This window comes from Enterococcus sp. M-BR2 (genome assembly GCF_056612775.1).
In genome coordinates, this window is sequence record NZ_CM152743.1 from 1,662,787 (window position 1) to 1,678,761 (window position 15,975).

Consider the following 15,975-nt stretch of genomic DNA (forward strand, 5'->3'; position numbering starts at 1 on the left):
GTCTGATTCATTTTTTACAAGTGTTTTGCCAAAATTCAGCGCTGAATAAACGTGTAAGGTATTTTCACTTTATCCTTTTTTTCTGTAAGAAACAATTGAAAAGCCATTTCTCCGCAAGCTTCCAGATGGTGATCAATCGTTGGAAAGCCAAGAAGCTCGCTGATCAGCAAATTATCGCGTCCAATCACCACTGGTACCTTATCTTGCAGATAGCTTTGCAAGATGCCTGCTGCGACCATATCCGAATTTGTAAAGACCCCATCAACTCTATGGTCTTTAAAAAAGATACCTGCTTGTTTTCCTTTCTCTGCATCTATGCAATCCCAAAAAACAAGTGACTCATCAAAAAACGGAAAAAGTCGACGACATAGTTGCAAAGTAATCTTTGAATTATAACTCAGCCTGCCACTTCGCCCCAATGTGATGCCCAATCGTTTTACCCCTTGCTGCTTCAAATAAGAAAGACCTTCTGTAATCGATTGTTCTCGATCAATAAAGACGCAACTTGCCTGTTTTTCCTTGATTTCTTCACAAAAAACTAGAGGACCATATTTTTGATAATCTAGCAAATCTTCTAGTGTATTGGCACGAGATGTGATGATCAATCCATCAAACGCTTTAGCTGCAAATTCTTCAAGATAGCTTCGCTCTTTTTCTTTCTGATAACCCGTCGGTAAAAGCGTCACTTTGTAATCATAGTCAAACGCCTCTTCAATGATCCCACTGATCAGCTGATCAAAGTACGGATGGTTGGTATAAGGCAAGATTACTCCGATACTTTTCGTTTTTCCATAACTCAACTGTCTGGCTTTTGCATTAGGGATATAATCGACTTCTTTCATGACCGCAAGTATTTCTTTCCTTTTTTCCTCATCTACATATGGATGTCCATTGATCACACGTGAAATAGTAGAAACTGAATAACCTGTGAGCTTTGCGATATCTCGAATATTTGCCACTGCTGCTTCGCCACCTATACAAAAAGATTTTCTTGTAAATAGTCTACCACAGCTGGACCGCATTCAAAAAACTGATACATTTTTCCATCATGAGAAAAACTGATCCGCTGTCCACCCCAATATATATCTTTTGTCAACGTTTCGATTTCATTCATTGGTATTTCTTTTACTATATTCTTATTCAGCCCTTGAAAACTGTACAACGTTAATATGGATCCCTTAAACTCGACAAACGCATAAAAATATTTGTTCGTTGTGCCATCTGTTATCTCTACATAGGTATTCATTGCAAGCCCTCCTTTTGATACTTTGAGTATAGTGTATGAAACGCGTCTCATATCAAGGAGTTTGTTTTGCAATAGAAAAATTCTATTCCTCTGGTTCACCTAAATTTGGATCTAAGCGGTTTGCTGCTAAAATAAATGGCGCCCAGATTAAAGCAGCTACTATTAAATTAACGATTGTTAAAACGATGGCTCGCCAATCTCCCGCAGTAGCTAAAAATCCACTGATAATCGTTGGCATGACCCAAATCACATTTACTACAACCGGACGAACAAGCCCGGCCATCGTGGCAAAATAGGCGATCGTTGCAGTCGCAAGAGGTGCCAAGATGAACGGAATCATCAACAGCGGATTCAACACAACAGGAAGACCAAACATCACTGGTTCATTGATATTGAAGATTCCTGGTGCAATCCCTAACTTTCCTACCGTTTTATAATCTGCCCGTTTAGATAAAAATAAAATCATAACTATCAACACCAGCGTGACTCCAGCTCCTCCCGGCCAGACAAAAGCTTCAAAAGAACCTGCCACCCATTTGAAAGGGATGGGCTCATTATTTTGAAAGGCATTCGTGTTTTCGACCATCGCGGTACCATATAAGGTCTGCAAAACAGGTGACATGATATTTGTGCCGTGAAGACCAAAAAACCAAAGAACATGCACAAGAAGAACAATGATAAAGACCGCTCCATAACCTTGTGACAAGTTCATCAAAGGAGATTGTATGGCTTCAGAAATCCAGTCAATCAGCGGCTCACCAGCTGTTTGTCTAAAGATATAATTAATCACACCAACGACGTATAAAGAAACTAATGCAGGAATAATCGCCGCAAAAGCTCTTGCTACAGCAGGTGGCACAGCATCCGGCATCCGTATGATGATCTTTTTCTTGATCAGAATCGCAAAAATAATGACAGAAATAAATCCAAAGATCATAGCAGTGAACAAACCAGACCCACCCATATATTTACCAAAATTAAAATAGCCCCATGCGCCTACTGATAACGTTTGTCCTCCGTCTGGCGTTCCAGCAATCACACCACCTGCAGAAGTAATCAAATCTGCTGCGTCTTGCGAAAGCTTCTCGGGCAATGTCAACACCGCTGTTGCTGCATCGGGTAAGCCAATAATAAACGCAACCAGAGAAACAATACTTCCTGAGACAGGATCGACCTCATAGGCTTTCGCTAGATTCGCTCCTAGTGATAAGGCAAAGACCACTGCCATAATAGCTAAAGTACCATTCCAGATCAATCCATTTACGCCAATGACTGGGGTAAAAAATGTCGTGATCGCATTCCCTTCACCTAGATACGTATTCGGAAAATCCCGCATAAATGCGTTCAGTAAAACAGCAATTGCTCCTGCCATCGTAGCTGGCATCGTACTAATAAAAGCATCCCTCAATGCAACCAAGTGTTTCTCCGACCCGATTTTCGTTGCAACTGGCAAAATATACTTCTCCATCCAACTCATTAATCCATTCATTTTTTCTCCTCCTGTTTTTATTGTTACCGAAGCCCCGTTTTGAATACGCATACATTATAATGATATTATAAATATAGCATAGTTATTCCTATCTGGCTATCTGTTTTTAGCAGATAAAATAAATAACTATGCAAATTCAAAAAATATGCATAATCCTTTATAAATAGTATAGTTTCCAACTACTCGCAAAAGCAAATGATACCCTTTAAATAACGATTATTATGAATGGATATACAAAAAAAGTAGAAAAGGAAATATTTTGCTTCCTTTTCTACTTTTTTATCTATCTTCCTCAAATAATGGGCTACGCTAGATAAGCAAGGTGCTTTTCTTACATCATACCGCCCATCATTGATGGATCCATTGCAGGAGCTGCTGGTGCTGCTGGTTCTGGTTTATCTGCAACGACTGCTTCTGTTGTTAATAACAAGGCAGAAACGGAAGCGGCATTTTGCAAGGCAGAACGTGTTACTTTAGTTGGGTCTACGATACCTGCTTCAACCATGTTTACCCATTCTCCAGTAGCAGCGTTGAATCCAGTACCTAGTTCTACGTTCTTCAATTTATCAACAATCACTGATCCTTCATAACCAGCGTTTTCAGCGATTTGACGAATTGGTTCTTCCAAGGCACGAACAACAATCTTGATACCTGTTGCCACGTCTCCTTCTGCTTCTACAGCAGAAACTTTGCTGATAACATTCACTAGAGCTGTACCACCGCCTGAGACCATTCCTTCTTCTACTGCGGCACGTGTAGCATTCAATGCATCTTCAATACGTAATTTCAATTCTTTTAATTCTGTTTCAGTAGCTGCACCGACTTTAACAACAGCTACACCGCCTGCTAATTTAGCTAAGCGTTCTTGTAATTTTTCGCGATCAAAATCAGAAGTTGTTTCAGCAATTTGGTTTTTGATTAATTGCACACGCGCTTCGATGGCTTCTTTTTCTCCTGAACCTTCTACGATCGTTGTATTGTCTTTATCTACAACAACTTTAGACGCATTTCCTAAGTTTTCGATTGTTGCATCTTTTAATTCTAGACCTAGATCGTCAGTAATTACTGTACCACCTGTCAAAATAGCGATATCTTCAAGCATTGCTTTACGACGATCACCGAAGCCAGGAGCTTTTACAGCTACTACATTGAATGTTCCGCGGATCTTGTTCAAAACAAGCGTTGGTAATGCTTCGCCATCTACATCGTCAGCAATGATCAATAATGGACGTGATTGTTGCAAGATTTGTTCTAACAATGGCAGAATGTCTTGGATGTTAGAGATTTTTTTGTCTGTAATCAAGATATATGGGTTTTCTAGAACAGCTTCCATTTTGTCGTTATCTGTTACCATATATTGTGATAAGTAACCACGATCAAATTGCATACCTTCTACAACATCTAGTTCTGTTTCGATTCCTTTTGATTCTTCAATTGTGATGACACCGTCGTTTCCAACTTTTTCCATTGCATCAGCAATCAAATGTCCAACTTTATCAGAACCTGAAGAAACAGCTGCTACTTGTGCAATGGCTTCTTTTGAATCAACAACTGTTGAGATATTATGCAACTCTTCCACTGCGGCTTTTGTTGCCAATTCGATCCCGCGGCGAATGCCTAGAGGATTAGCACCTGCAGTTACATTTTTTAAACCTTCGCGAACGATTGCTTGTGTCAAAACAGTTGCTGTCGTTGTTCCGTCACCGGCAATATCATTTGTTTTTGATGCTACTTCTGATACAAGTTTTGCACCCATGTTTTCAAAATGATCTTCTAACTCGATTTCTTTTGCGATCGTCACACCATCATTTGTGATCAATGGAGAGCCGTAAGATTTTTCTAGTACGACATTTCGGCCTTTAGGTCCTAATGTTACTTTCACTGTATCTGCTAATTTATCTACCCCGCGTAACATAGCTGCGCGTGCGTCTTCTGCAAATTTCAATTCTTTTGCCATGATTGATTCACCTCATCGATTATTTTTGATTATTTTTTCTATCTTCAAAATTTACTCAACAATCGCCATGATATCTTTTCCTGCGACGATCAGATATTCTTTTCCTTCGTATTTTACTTCTGTACCGGCGTATTTTTCGAACATAACTTGGTCGCCTGCTTTCACAGCGGCAGGAACTTTTTCACCGTTTTCCAACAAACGGCCCTCACCGACTGCAACGACTGTCCCAGTTTGGGGTTTCTCTTTAGCTGCAGAAGCTAAAACGATTCCTCCGACAGTTTTTTCTTCTTCTTTTGCGACTTCGATAATGACGCGATCACCTAATGGTTTTAACACGATAAATCCCTCCGATAACTCTTTTTTTAATCCGTTAGCACTCTTAACCTTCGAGTGCTAACCTACATTTTTAATAATACTCATTCTCCCTCTTTTTTGCAAGCTTTTAAATCAAAGAAAAGAAATTTTATTCTGACAGTTGTTTATTGAAATTATGATATAATTAAAATCAATCGATAAAAGCTTGCCTTGCATGCTTGTTATCCCTTAAAGGAGGAATTACATGTCTTTAAAAAAATATAGTTTCCTCAGCATTTTTTGCTATGGTCTAATTTTTATCTCACCCTTGATCTTAGCTTCGATAGGACTTGTAAAATCTACGTCTGAATTGATCACAGCAACTGCAGTCATGTATATACTGGGCGCAGTTATCCTAGCTATTTTTTATTTTAAGCAACGTGAACCGTTAGCAATCGAATCAGCAGTAAAAAAAGCTTCTGTTCCAAAGATCGTTATTTATGGATTAGTTGGAATCTTTGTCGCATTGATTCTGCAAAGCATCGCTGTCATGTTGGAATCTATATTGTTTGGCGAAGCAACCCCTTCTGAGAATACACAAAATATCATCCAGATGATCATGGAAGCACCTGCTTTTATTTTGGCGACAACTGTTGCCGGACCAATCATGGAAGAATTCGTATTCCGCCGCAGCATACTGGGGATCATCAGTCGGTATTCAAATTTTTGGGTTGGGGCAGTGGTCAGCTCTTTGCTGTTTGCGTTTGCTCATAATGACGGTCATTTGCTAATTTACTTTTTCTTAGGTTTCTTCTTCAGCCTAGAGTACAAAGCGACTGGTCGGATCTGGACATCGATGATCACACACGTAGGAATGAACACATTAGTTGTTCTTGTTCAATTAGCTGTCCAAAAAGGACTGGTATAAACATGATTAAAAATACTCCTGTCATCCTAGATTGGTGATTTTTCCAATCTAAAGCGACAGGAGTATTTTTGTTTTTTTAGTCGATAATCTTTTCTGCTGTTCCATCATTTTTTGTCTGTCTTTCCTTTTTGAAGTTTGCAGAATCTATTTTTTTCAAAAATGGGAAATAAATGAAAAAACTAATTGCCAGCACGATACCTTGTAAAATCGCTGCAGGTACTCCGCCTACTAAAAAACCCGAGAGGATCGGCGGTGTTGTCCAAGGAACTTGGACCGCTGTAAATAAAGGAACGAATCCAAAATATAAAGCGGAATAGGTAATCAATCCTGAGAGGATCGGCGCGAAAATAAAAGGAGCAGCCATCATCGGGTTCATCACGATCGGTGTGGAAAAAATAATCGATTCATTGATATTGAAAAAGGCTGGTAAAAGTGAAAGTTTTCCTAATTCTCGGTATTTCCTGGATTTCGCAAAAAACGTCATAAAAAATACAGCCCCTAACGTCAAACCTGCTCCGGTAACAGTCATGAATTGATCAAGAAATTGCTGAGTAACGATATGTCCGCCATTTGCCACAGTCAATTCTTTTCCAGAGGCTAAGATTTCTGCATTTGCTAATGAGTTTGCTTGTAAGATCGGACTAACCAACCCATTGACCATCGCAGATCCATGAAGACCAAATAGCCATAAAAACGGGACAAAAAAACCTAATAAAAGCACACCGAATAACGTGTCTATCAACGATTGGATCGGAAGTTGGACGTACGTCCATATTCCTTGAATGACAGTCATCCCGAACAACTGTTGAAAAACCGCTGAACCTATAAGCGTAAAAGTGACTATAGCAAGTATTGGAATCAATGAAGTAAAAGACTGCCAAACATTTTCAGGAATCTTCCCATTTTGCCTCCACCCTTTCGCAAATCTTGCTAAACGTGCATAGCCCCATCCAATGAGGAGCCCAGTAGCAACTGCTCCTAGTATCCCTTCACCGCCTGTCCAAATATTATCTATCTCTACCTGAACATTAAGTGGCTGAATAAGTAGTAGGTAAGCAGACAAGGCTGTCATCCCGACTGGCAAGCGATCGATGTTTTCTTCTTTTGCATAAGCATACGCAATAGCAAAAACGATCCAAAAGGCTATCACGTCAAATGTAGCCTGGTATACTTGTATAAAATACATAGAAAATCCTGTTTTATCTATCCACTGAGCGATGTAATCTACAGGAAAATGAGCAAATAAGAAAAACAGTGAGCCAACTATAATTATCGGGATCGTATAAGTCATTCCATTACGTAAAGCAGTTAAGGGTCTAAGATTCACAACAGATGTTACCATTGGTAAAAAGGCACGATCTAACCACTCTTTCATTTCTTATCTCCTTCATCTTCTATTTGATCAACTAGTTTTCTTAATTTAACTATACCCAATGATCACGAACCATGAAAGGAATGCGCACTAAGCTTTTCAAAAAACGGATTCTTTGACGAATATCCAGTAACCTCTTACAATGGACAGGAATAAAAAAGGAGGTTTTTTTATGAAAATCGCAATCATTGGCGCTACTGGTCATGCAGGTTCATTTATTTTAGACGAAGCATTATCCAGAGATTTAGATGTGACGGCAATTGTGCGTCATCCAGAAAAATTACCATCAGATGTTCCGTTTATACAAAAGGATTTATTTGAGTTGACAGCTACTGACCTTGCATCTTTTGATGTTGTCGTTGATGCTTTCAACGCTCCTAAAGGAAAAGAAGAAATGCATCAAACTTCTTTGTCCCATTTGATTGAGATACTTGAAGGAACCGGTACACGCTTAATTGTCGTTGGGGGTGCCTCTTCGTTATTCTTAGATACAGAAAAGACGACTCGTATGATTGACCAAGTACCTAAAAATGCACCCTTCTATCCAACAGCTTTCAATATGTACGAAGGATTGTTAAAATTGAAACAATCTAAAAATCTACAGTGGACTTATATCAGTCCAGCTTCTTTATTTGATCCACACGGCAAGCGTTCAGGCACTTATTTATTAAGTGATGATTATTTAAAAAGAAACGCTGCTGGCGACAGTACGATCAGCATGGCAGATTACGCGATTGCATTAGTAGATGAGATACTGGATAAACAACATGAAAAACAGCACATCAGTGTAGTCAGCCGATAATACGATTGTTTTGTCAATGATCTGAAAAAATAAAAACAGAAGATAAAACCAACACTGATTGATTTTATCTTCTGTTTTTATTTTTTATTGACTACACTGTTTAAATCGAAAATAGCTCAGTTGCTTCATCTGGATCTGTATCATAGATTTCAAAATCATGTCCAACACCAAAATCTTTTTCTTTCAAAACATTTTCCATCGTTAAATGAGCAAGTTCTTTCATATTGTTTTCCTTGCTAAGATGACCAAGATAGATTCGTTTGGTCCGATTACCGATCACATCAGTCATGACAAGTGCACCATCTTCGTTGGAAAGATGCCCTCTATCTCCTAAAATACGCTGTTTTAGATTCCACGGATAAGGTCCCATGCGTAACATCTCAAGATCATGGTTACTTTCCATCAAATAACCATCGGCATTTTCAATGACACCTCGCATGTAATCACTGCAGTATCCGGTATCCGTCAACATGACGAATGAATGGTTTTCTTTATGGAAACGATAAAATTGCGGAGCTGCTGCGTCATGGGAGACGCCGAAACTCTCAATATCGATATCGCCGAATGTTCTTACTTTTCCCATCTCAAATAGATGTTTTTGTTCCACTGGTACATTCCCAATCAGTGGCTCCATCGCTTCCCAAGTCTGCTGATTGGCAAAAACATCCAAATGATACTTACGAGCTAAGACACCTACACCATGTATATGGTCTCGATGTTCATGCGTCACAAGTATTCCATCTAATTGGTCCGGTGTCCGATCAATTTGAGCCATCAAGGAAGTGATTTTTTTACCGCTAAGTCCTGCATCGACCAAAAGCCGTTTTTTTTCACTTTCGATATAAAGTGAATTACCCGAACTTCCACTTGCTAGGATACTGATTTTAAAAGCTGGTTTTTCTTCAGCCATTTGACTCCTACTTCCCTTCTTACTTTGTAAACTTTTTTCATTATACTCGCTTTTTTATTGATCTTCCACTTTTGGTACAGTGTTGTTTGTCACGATCGTATTGCTGAAAGCGTTGACGCTCTCGATTTGAACCACTTTATCACTTGTTTCAATCGCTACATGCCAAACAGGAACATACACATTTTTTTCCCGGACTTTCAGAATACAGGAATAAGCTAGTTGACGCCATAAGATTTTTGATCCTCTTGGTATTTTGTTATTGATGTACAATGTATTGATTGCTTCCTCTTCTGTATACAGTTCCGTCTTTTCACGCAGCTGTTCGATATCAGATAAATGCGTCTGCATGTATTTCGTGATACTATAATCGTTATCGTTTTTTTCTAAAGAAAGAACGATTTTTGCTGTATCATCATTGAACGGAATACCTTCATACTCTTGGCTTGCTTGGATTTCTAGTGGTTCTTCTTCTAAATGAGAAAAGTTTTTCGTATACACATACTCATTACCGAACAAAATATTGTCTTTGTTAGCTAAAAAATCTTCCAAAGAACTGCGGATCTTATCTGGATCAATCACGTTCTTTTCAGCTTCTGAGCTGGATAAGGATTTTGTCAAAACATCGCCGTCTAAAAACACGCCACTTTCCAACAATCCGCTTTTACCAGCCTTGCGATAATTTGCTAATGAAGTGCTAAGATTGGTCTGTTCCGCGCTAAGATAATAGCCTTGCTTGCTCTCAGAAGAAATCTTCCCCGTATAAGTGATATCGTCACTAGCCAGACGTTTTTGGATTGATTCAGTCTGATCAGAACGAATAACATTGTTTTCTTGGTATACCGCATCATGATAACTGCTGAATAAAAACACATTCAACCCTAAAAAAGCGACGAAAAATATCCATTCGATTTTTTTAAAATCCAATTAATTCGCCTCCAATCCAGGTAATTTTTCCAGAAGGTCGTTAGCTGAATACCAGTTATCTTTATATTTCACATACCATTCAGGTAAGAGATCAACGACGCGATTCGTTTCTTTAACATTTTGCCATGTATAGCCAACGATTACTGAACCAATCTTGTTGCTATCTGCTCCCTTAGCTTCCAGCTGCTGGATGATTTCATTCGTACTTGCAAGTTCTACTTCTTCATCTGAAGGTATCGGTACTTGAATCGTATTCAAACTGGTTTGGATATTCACTTGCACCGAACCGTTCGTTTCACCGCCAACTTCCACACCAATTTGTCCTCTGCTGTCCGTCCCAAAAACCGGGAAGCCTTCCACGAAGATCCGGTAATCGATGGTATTGTCACTGCGGTCAAAATATCTGAGATTCCCTAAAGAACTGCCTAATTTGCTAATATAGGGAAAACTTTCAGAAAATACACTAGCATTTTCTTTTTTCTCTGGCAGCTCTCCTCGAAAATCAACTACTTGCGTTTCCGAATGGATAGACATCGTTTCATTCCCACCGTAAAAAATCAATTCATTGCTTTCATCATTATTCTTCACGCTATCTGGTTTCTGGAAAAAAGCATTTCTAAAAAGTGTATAGGGTTGCTGCGAAAGGATATAGCTATACTTTTTCAACTTGATTGAATGTTTCGTAGCATATTGGGTGTCGATCGTCGACGGTTCTGTTGACATTTCTGTCCATTTCGTGTCGTTTGCTGTTAATTCTTTGTTGATATCCTCCCAATTCAATGAAATATTCGCTTCATATACAAGGTGGTTCGAATAATTCAAAAATCGGATTTTTTTGTTTCCTTGATCGAATTGTATTCTAGTAAAATACATATTTTCGCTTTCTTTTGCCAAATTCGAGACGTCTACATCTAAATCAAATGCTTCCTTATATTCTCTTAGCAAAAAAGGCGCATTATAGGCCAACTCGAAACCAGATGACAGATTTTTCACTTGTTCGAATTGTGATTCATCTCCCGAAACGACTTCAGAAAGCTTCCCGAATCTTGCTTTATCGATGATCAATTGCAATCGGTACACGAGATTTTCACTGTTGGTTTCTTGAATCATTCCCGAATGGTGCCATGTGACATGAAGCGGAAGAAAAACTTCAGAAGTTTTCCGATTGCTTTGAGACTCGATCATTTGAGTGTTTGTCTCATCGACGCTGATCGAACTTTTCCCTGCTGGACTCAGCCAGATGGCATAAGAGAAATATAAACTTAATGCAACCATCAAAATAAGTCCTACGCGAACGACTTTTTCAGAAATTCTCATTCCCACCATTCCTCCTCATAAGGTTCGTATGGCAGCGAGATATAAAAAGTCGATCCTTTTCCTTCCTTGCTCTCTGCCCAAATAGCGCCTCGGTGCGCCTTGATTACTTCTCTAGAAATAGCTAATCCAAGTCCTGTCCCACCTTGTGCTCTTGCACGTGCTTTATCTACTCGATAAAATCGTTCGAACACACGGTTTAGATCTTTTTTAGGAATCCCCAATCCTTGGTCGGTAATACTTAAAATCACGTTATTATGCGTTTCTAATAAGCGACAAGTGATTGTTCCCCCATCTGGTGAATACTTGATCGCGTTATTCATGATATTATCGACTACTTGGATGATTTTATCTGTATCTACTTCGACCCAAAGATCTCTTTGCGTGAATTCACGACGGATCTTATAATTTTTTTCTTGGTTTCCCACCATCATATCAAAACGGTCAAGAACAAAATTCACTAACTCGTTAAAATTGACATACTCTAATTGAAGCTGGGTATTTCCTGTATCCATGCGAGATAGATTCAGGAGATCATTGATCATTCGAATCATCCGATCTGTTTCATCCAATGTTACTTTCAAAAAATTTGGCGCTACTTCTTCATCTTTCCATGCACCTTCGCTCAATGCTTCGATATAACTGCGCATGCTTGTCAGTGGTGTACGAAGCTCATGGGAAACATTAGAAACGAATTCACGGCGTTCCCGTTCTGTTTTTTCTTGTTCTGTCACATCATGCAAGACAGCTACTAATCCGCTGATAAAACCTGATTCACGACGGATCATGGAAAAGTCTACTCGTAAGATCATCTGATCGCTCTCCAATGTACTGGTTGAACGGTCAAGTACCATTTCGTTTGGATCTTCTAATAATTTACGCAAGGTATATTCTTCTTCGATATCCAAAAGTGTCAAAATCGATTGTCCAATTGCTTCCTCATTTTTGACATCTAGCAAGGAAACAGCCATATCATTAATTGTAATGACTTTCCCCCTGCGATCTGTCGCGATGACGCCGTCTGTCATATGAGACAGCACACTATCCAACCGATTGCGTTCAGCCTCCATTGTATCTTGAGCTTCTTCGATACGTTCAGCTAACTGATTGAAGGTATCAGCCAACTGCCCTAGTTCATCTTGTCCATGCACTTTGACTTTCCGGCTGTAGTCTCCTCTAGCGATTCGAATGGCTTGTTCTCTCATTTCACCGATTGGCTGAGTAATCGAACGAGCCACTAAAACGGAGACGATCATTGAAATAAACGCAGCAATCAGTGAGGCAGTAAAGAAAATGACTGCTGTATTATTGATTTCCGAATATTTTTGTTCGATATTACTTTTGACGTAAAGAGCCCCGATAACGGCATCGCCGGTCGGGGACAGGATCGGTTGAACATTGATATTCACCCGTTTATCGTCGTTATCTAAAGCAACATACCGTTTAGTTGTGAAATCATTGATATCGACATAATCATTTTTCTTTCCCACAGCGCTTTGTTCATTGACATCGGTTGTTCCTCGGATGATCCCTTTTTCGTCAACGACCCGTATTTCGATTATATCGCTAGTCGCACTGTTTTCAATAAATCTCTTGATATTCGCATTTACCTCTTCATCATCTGCATTATCTTTTCGATTCAATTCCGGACTGATTGTTGTTGCTAATGATTCCACCGTTTGATTCATATCTTTAATAAATGTATTGATCGTGGAACGTTCTAAACCACGTATAAAGTAGGCACCAATAATTTCGATCGAGATCAATAAAATCAGAATAAAGGTAATAGCGATCTTAAAATTGACTGATCGAAAAAAGCGGACTTTTCTTTTCATCCAATTACTCCTGTTCTGGGTTACGCAAATAGTAACCGACACCACGACGTGTCACTAAATAATTTGGATGGCTTGGATTATCTTCGATCTTTTCACGTAAACGACGTACAGTTACATCCACTGTTCGTACATCTCCAAAATAATCATAACCCCAAACCGTTTGTAATAAATGTTCTCTTGTCATCACTTGTCCAAGGTGCTTCGCCAAGTAAAAGAGTAGTTCGAATTCGCGATGTGTTAACTCGATTGTTTCTCCTCGTTTCGTCACCATGTAAGCTTCTGGATGGATCGTCAAATCACCAATCGTCAATTCAGCAGGTGCTGCCTCTTCTGGTTCCTTCGCAGCCGTGGCACCACGACGAAGATTTGCTTTGACACGTGCAACTAATTCTCGGTTGGAAAATGGCTTGGTCACGTAATCATCGGCGCCTAACTCTAAGCCTAGGACTTTATCAATTTCAGAATCTTTGGCTGTTACCATAATGATCGGCATATCATAAGTTTTGCGTACCTCACGAGCCACTTCTAAGCCGTCCATTTTAGGTAGCATCAAATCAAGTAAAATCAAATCAGGTTCTACCTCAGCAACTTTTTCCAAGGCTTCTTCCCCATCATATGCAGTATAAACATCATAGCCTTCTTTGGCTAAATTGAATTTGACGATATCCGAAATCGGCTTCTCATCATCGACAACTAAAACTTTTTTCATAAAGAGCCACCTCTTATATATTATTGTCACACCTTTTCATTATACCGTATTTCTGGTTTTGTTTCATCTTTGCCTATAAAACAAAAGAGAAAATTAACATGGGAGTGCAAAATACTTTCTTTTTTTGTTCTAACTTCAATAAAAAAAGGAAAACACTGATTTTCACCTCACTGTTTTCCTTTTTTGATTTATCCTTCTAAAACTTGTACGCCGACACCTAATAATCCCGGACCAGTATGGACTACTAATGCCGGAGAAATTTGACCAAAGTAGATTTGGTTTGCTTGCGGGAACTCTCTTTTGAGCCTCGCTTCCATTTCAATCGCTTCTTCTTTCGCATCACCGTGGGCAACGGCTAAGTTAAAAACCTTGGCATTGCCGATTTTTTCTTTGACGTAAGCAACCGTCTTATCCAAACTTTTTTTACGTCCTCTAGCTTTTCCTACTGTGTAATAGATTCCTTCATCATTACAGGAGATGATTGGGTTAAGCTTTAAAGCGGTTCCTAAAATAGAAGCAACCAAACCAATCCGTCCACCTTTTTGGAGATATTCCAATGTCGCAACATTAAAGAAAACTTTTGTTCTTTCGACTAATTCATTCAAATTACTGATCAGCTGATTCCACTCGACACCGTCTTCTAACCATTTCGCTGCTTGTATTGCAGAAAAACCCGCACCAATACCGATATTTTTCGTATCTAGTACATACGCTTCCAATTCTTCTTGCTGTTCTGCAATCAAACGAACTACGTTATACGTCCCGCTCAATCCGCTGGAAATCGTTACCGCAAGTACTTTTTCATAACCATCTTTTTTGATTTGCTCAAAGATTTCTGCGATCGACTCGCCGTCAGGCAAAGATGTACCTGGAATTTCCTCTGGCAAACGTTGATAGATTTCTTCAGGTGTAATATCTATTTTATCTGTATATACCTGATCTTTATATATAATTTTCAAAGGAATCATGTACATCTCATATTTTTTTATCAATTCTTCTGGCACGTCCGTACCAGAATCTACTAAAATCGCGATTTTATCATTTTTCATTTGTTTTCTCCTCTTTTAAGTATTCGGATTCTAGAACAATCGTTTTTTCCGCAAGAAGTTTCATTGCAAACGATAAAGTTGCTGCTCTTACAGCAATATATTCTACAGGGGTCGCTTGGTCGAATTTTTTGGGATGGGATTTGCCTTGTGCTAATTGGCTGACCATCCATACAGCTGCTTCTTGTTCATCACAGAATAGATTATAAGCTTCACGAATCCCCACTGTTTTTCCTTGGAACAATATTCCTTCTTTGATTTCAGGAATAGTCAATACTTGTTTCAATGTAGTGATTGCAAGTAAAAATGCTACATGTTCTTTGTTGTATCTTTTTTTAACTGGTGCTGGTATCAATCCCAGTTTAACGTAGTTGTTTACCATAGAGGAGGTCAGCAATGGATGTTTTTCTCCTTGTATCACAGGTGAAAGATAACGATCAACTAACGTTCTGACTTGATCCATATAAAGTTCTAGGTCGGGGAGCTCTTCCCAGTGAGGCAGACGGAATGTTTCCAGTTCTTTTCCCCACTCCATTAATTGCTGACGCATTTTTTCCATCGTAACCGCTCCTTTTTCATTTCATTAACATGATACCAGAGTTATAATAAACATTCAATCTAGTTGTTTTAACTAGATGATTTAATTAATGGAATTTTATAAAAGCAAAAAAACAAGAAGGCCAAGCCTTCTTGTCTTTTATCGTTAAGAACAGGAGACCCGCCGGGGAGACGGCGGGAAAGGAGTAAAAAATGAAAAAAGTGTTAGGGTTTGTTCTCTTGCAAGAACTTTGTTTGTTGGTATGCTTATATAGTAACGAGCAAATGTGAATAATCTATGAATGATTTCCTATAAGGAAGTAAAGATTTTTCTGATTTTCTTTAAATGTAGTCTTGCATTTTAAAATTCTTAGTGCTACTATTATTAAGTACTTTTTGTATGGGCCGTTAGCTCAGTTGGTAGAGCAGCTGACTCTTAATCAGCGGGTCGCGGGTTCGAGCCCCTCACGGCCCATTGGGTGCCAAACCCACGAGAATGGTAGTTTGTCGGCGTCTTCGGACGTTTCGAAGATGAACTGCGCATTCTCTTTTTTTATAGACAAAAAAGAGACAGACGAATATGGAGCTTCCAAAACTGGATTTTTGATCCAA

General features: G+C 39.1%; 15 protein-coding genes and 1 tRNA gene. 3 read left to right on the forward strand and 13 right to left on the reverse strand.

All coding sequences use genetic code 11. The annotated features are described in order from the left end of the window. Positions 1-35: 35 nt before the first annotated feature. The 5 genes from AC1F25_RS08115 to groES all read right to left on the reverse strand — a co-directional run bounded on the left by AC1F25_RS08115 (position 36) and on the right by groES (position 5,028). The gene (locus AC1F25_RS08115) at positions 36-959 is read right to left on the reverse strand and encodes a LacI family DNA-binding transcriptional regulator (protein ID WP_002316811.1); all 924 of its coding nucleotides are present in this window, start codon (positions 957-959) and stop codon (positions 36-38) included. A 14-nt stretch (positions 960-973) separates the two neighbouring features. Further along, entirely contained in the window at positions 974-1,246 is a 273-nt protein-coding gene (locus AC1F25_RS08120) for a hypothetical protein (RefSeq protein ID WP_002310043.1), read from the reverse strand. An 82-nt stretch (positions 1,247-1,328) separates the two neighbouring features. Beyond that, positions 1,329-2,735: a PTS sugar transporter subunit IIC gene (locus tag AC1F25_RS08125; protein WP_479994033.1), complete on the reverse strand. Its 1,407-nt coding sequence runs from the start codon at positions 2,733-2,735 to the stop codon at positions 1,329-1,331. Between the two features lie 331 nt (positions 2,736-3,066). Further along, positions 3,067-4,692 (reverse strand): chaperonin GroEL, encoded by a 1,626-nt coding sequence (gene groL / locus AC1F25_RS08130; RefSeq protein ID WP_002290607.1) that lies wholly within the window; start codon positions 4,690-4,692, stop codon positions 3,067-3,069. Positions 4,693-4,743: 51 nt separating this feature from the next. Continuing rightward, the gene (gene groES, locus AC1F25_RS08135; RefSeq protein ID WP_002288862.1) at positions 4,744-5,028 is read right to left on the reverse strand and encodes a co-chaperone GroES; all 285 of its coding nucleotides are present in this window, start codon (positions 5,026-5,028) and stop codon (positions 4,744-4,746) included. A gap of 223 nt (positions 5,029-5,251) precedes the next feature. On the opposite strand from groES, the gene AC1F25_RS08140 reads away from it, so the two are divergent. Beyond that, the gene (locus AC1F25_RS08140; RefSeq protein WP_002310041.1) at positions 5,252-5,914 is read left to right on the forward strand and encodes a CPBP family intramembrane glutamic endopeptidase; all 663 of its coding nucleotides are present in this window, start codon (positions 5,252-5,254) and stop codon (positions 5,912-5,914) included. A 76-nt stretch (positions 5,915-5,990) separates the two neighbouring features. Here the strand turns inward: AC1F25_RS08140 and AC1F25_RS08145 are convergent, their stop codons facing one another. Next, positions 5,991-7,289 (reverse strand): PTS sugar transporter subunit IIC, encoded by a 1,299-nt coding sequence (locus AC1F25_RS08145; RefSeq protein ID WP_002348297.1) that lies wholly within the window; start codon positions 7,287-7,289, stop codon positions 5,991-5,993. Positions 7,290-7,458: 169 nt separating this feature from the next. On the opposite strand from AC1F25_RS08145, the gene AC1F25_RS08150 reads away from it, so the two are divergent. Then, on the forward strand, positions 7,459-8,088 hold the full coding sequence (locus AC1F25_RS08150; RefSeq protein ID WP_479994034.1) for an NAD(P)-dependent oxidoreductase: 630 nt from the start codon (positions 7,459-7,461) through the stop codon (positions 8,086-8,088). 100 nt (positions 8,089-8,188) lie between these two features. Here AC1F25_RS08150 and AC1F25_RS08155 read toward each other — a convergent pair whose 3' ends face one another. From AC1F25_RS08155 to AC1F25_RS08185, 7 genes are all read right to left on the reverse strand, one after another. Next, positions 8,189-8,998, reverse strand: coding sequence for an MBL fold metallo-hydrolase (locus AC1F25_RS08155; protein ID WP_073490565.1), 810 nt, complete (start codon positions 8,996-8,998; stop codon positions 8,189-8,191). 54 nt (positions 8,999-9,052) lie between these two features. Beyond that, positions 9,053-9,922 carry a two-component system regulatory protein YycI gene (locus AC1F25_RS08160; protein WP_002310036.1) on the reverse strand — a complete coding sequence of 290 codons (870 nt, stop codon included), beginning with the start codon at positions 9,920-9,922 and terminating at the stop codon, positions 9,053-9,055. Beyond that, positions 9,923-11,239, reverse strand: a complete 1,317-nt coding sequence (locus AC1F25_RS08165) for a YycH family regulatory protein (protein WP_002310035.1) — start codon at positions 11,237-11,239, stop codon at positions 9,923-9,925. Continuing rightward, positions 11,236-13,071, reverse strand: coding sequence for a cell wall metabolism sensor histidine kinase WalK (gene walK, locus AC1F25_RS08170; RefSeq protein WP_002310033.1), 1,836 nt, complete (start codon positions 13,069-13,071; stop codon positions 11,236-11,238). The genes AC1F25_RS08165 and walK overlap by 4 nt, the downstream gene beginning before the upstream one ends. A gap of 4 nt (positions 13,072-13,075) precedes the next feature. Continuing rightward, complete coding sequence (gene yycF / locus AC1F25_RS08175; protein ID WP_002288850.1) at positions 13,076-13,780, reverse strand: response regulator YycF; 705 nt, start codon at positions 13,778-13,780, stop codon at positions 13,076-13,078. A 188-nt stretch (positions 13,781-13,968) separates the two neighbouring features. Next, a complete protein-coding gene (locus AC1F25_RS08180; RefSeq protein WP_002343969.1) occupies positions 13,969-14,829 on the reverse strand; it encodes a DegV family protein in 861 nt (286 codons plus the stop codon). Next, entirely contained in the window at positions 14,819-15,385 is a 567-nt protein-coding gene (locus AC1F25_RS08185; protein ID WP_002310031.1) for a DUF1836 domain-containing protein, read from the reverse strand. The genes AC1F25_RS08180 and AC1F25_RS08185 overlap by 11 nt, the downstream gene beginning before the upstream one ends. A 380-nt stretch (positions 15,386-15,765) precedes the next feature. Here AC1F25_RS08185 and AC1F25_RS08190 point away from each other — a divergent pair. Then, a tRNA-Lys gene (locus tag AC1F25_RS08190) sits at positions 15,766-15,838 on the forward strand. Positions 15,839-15,975: the final 137 nt, after the last annotated feature.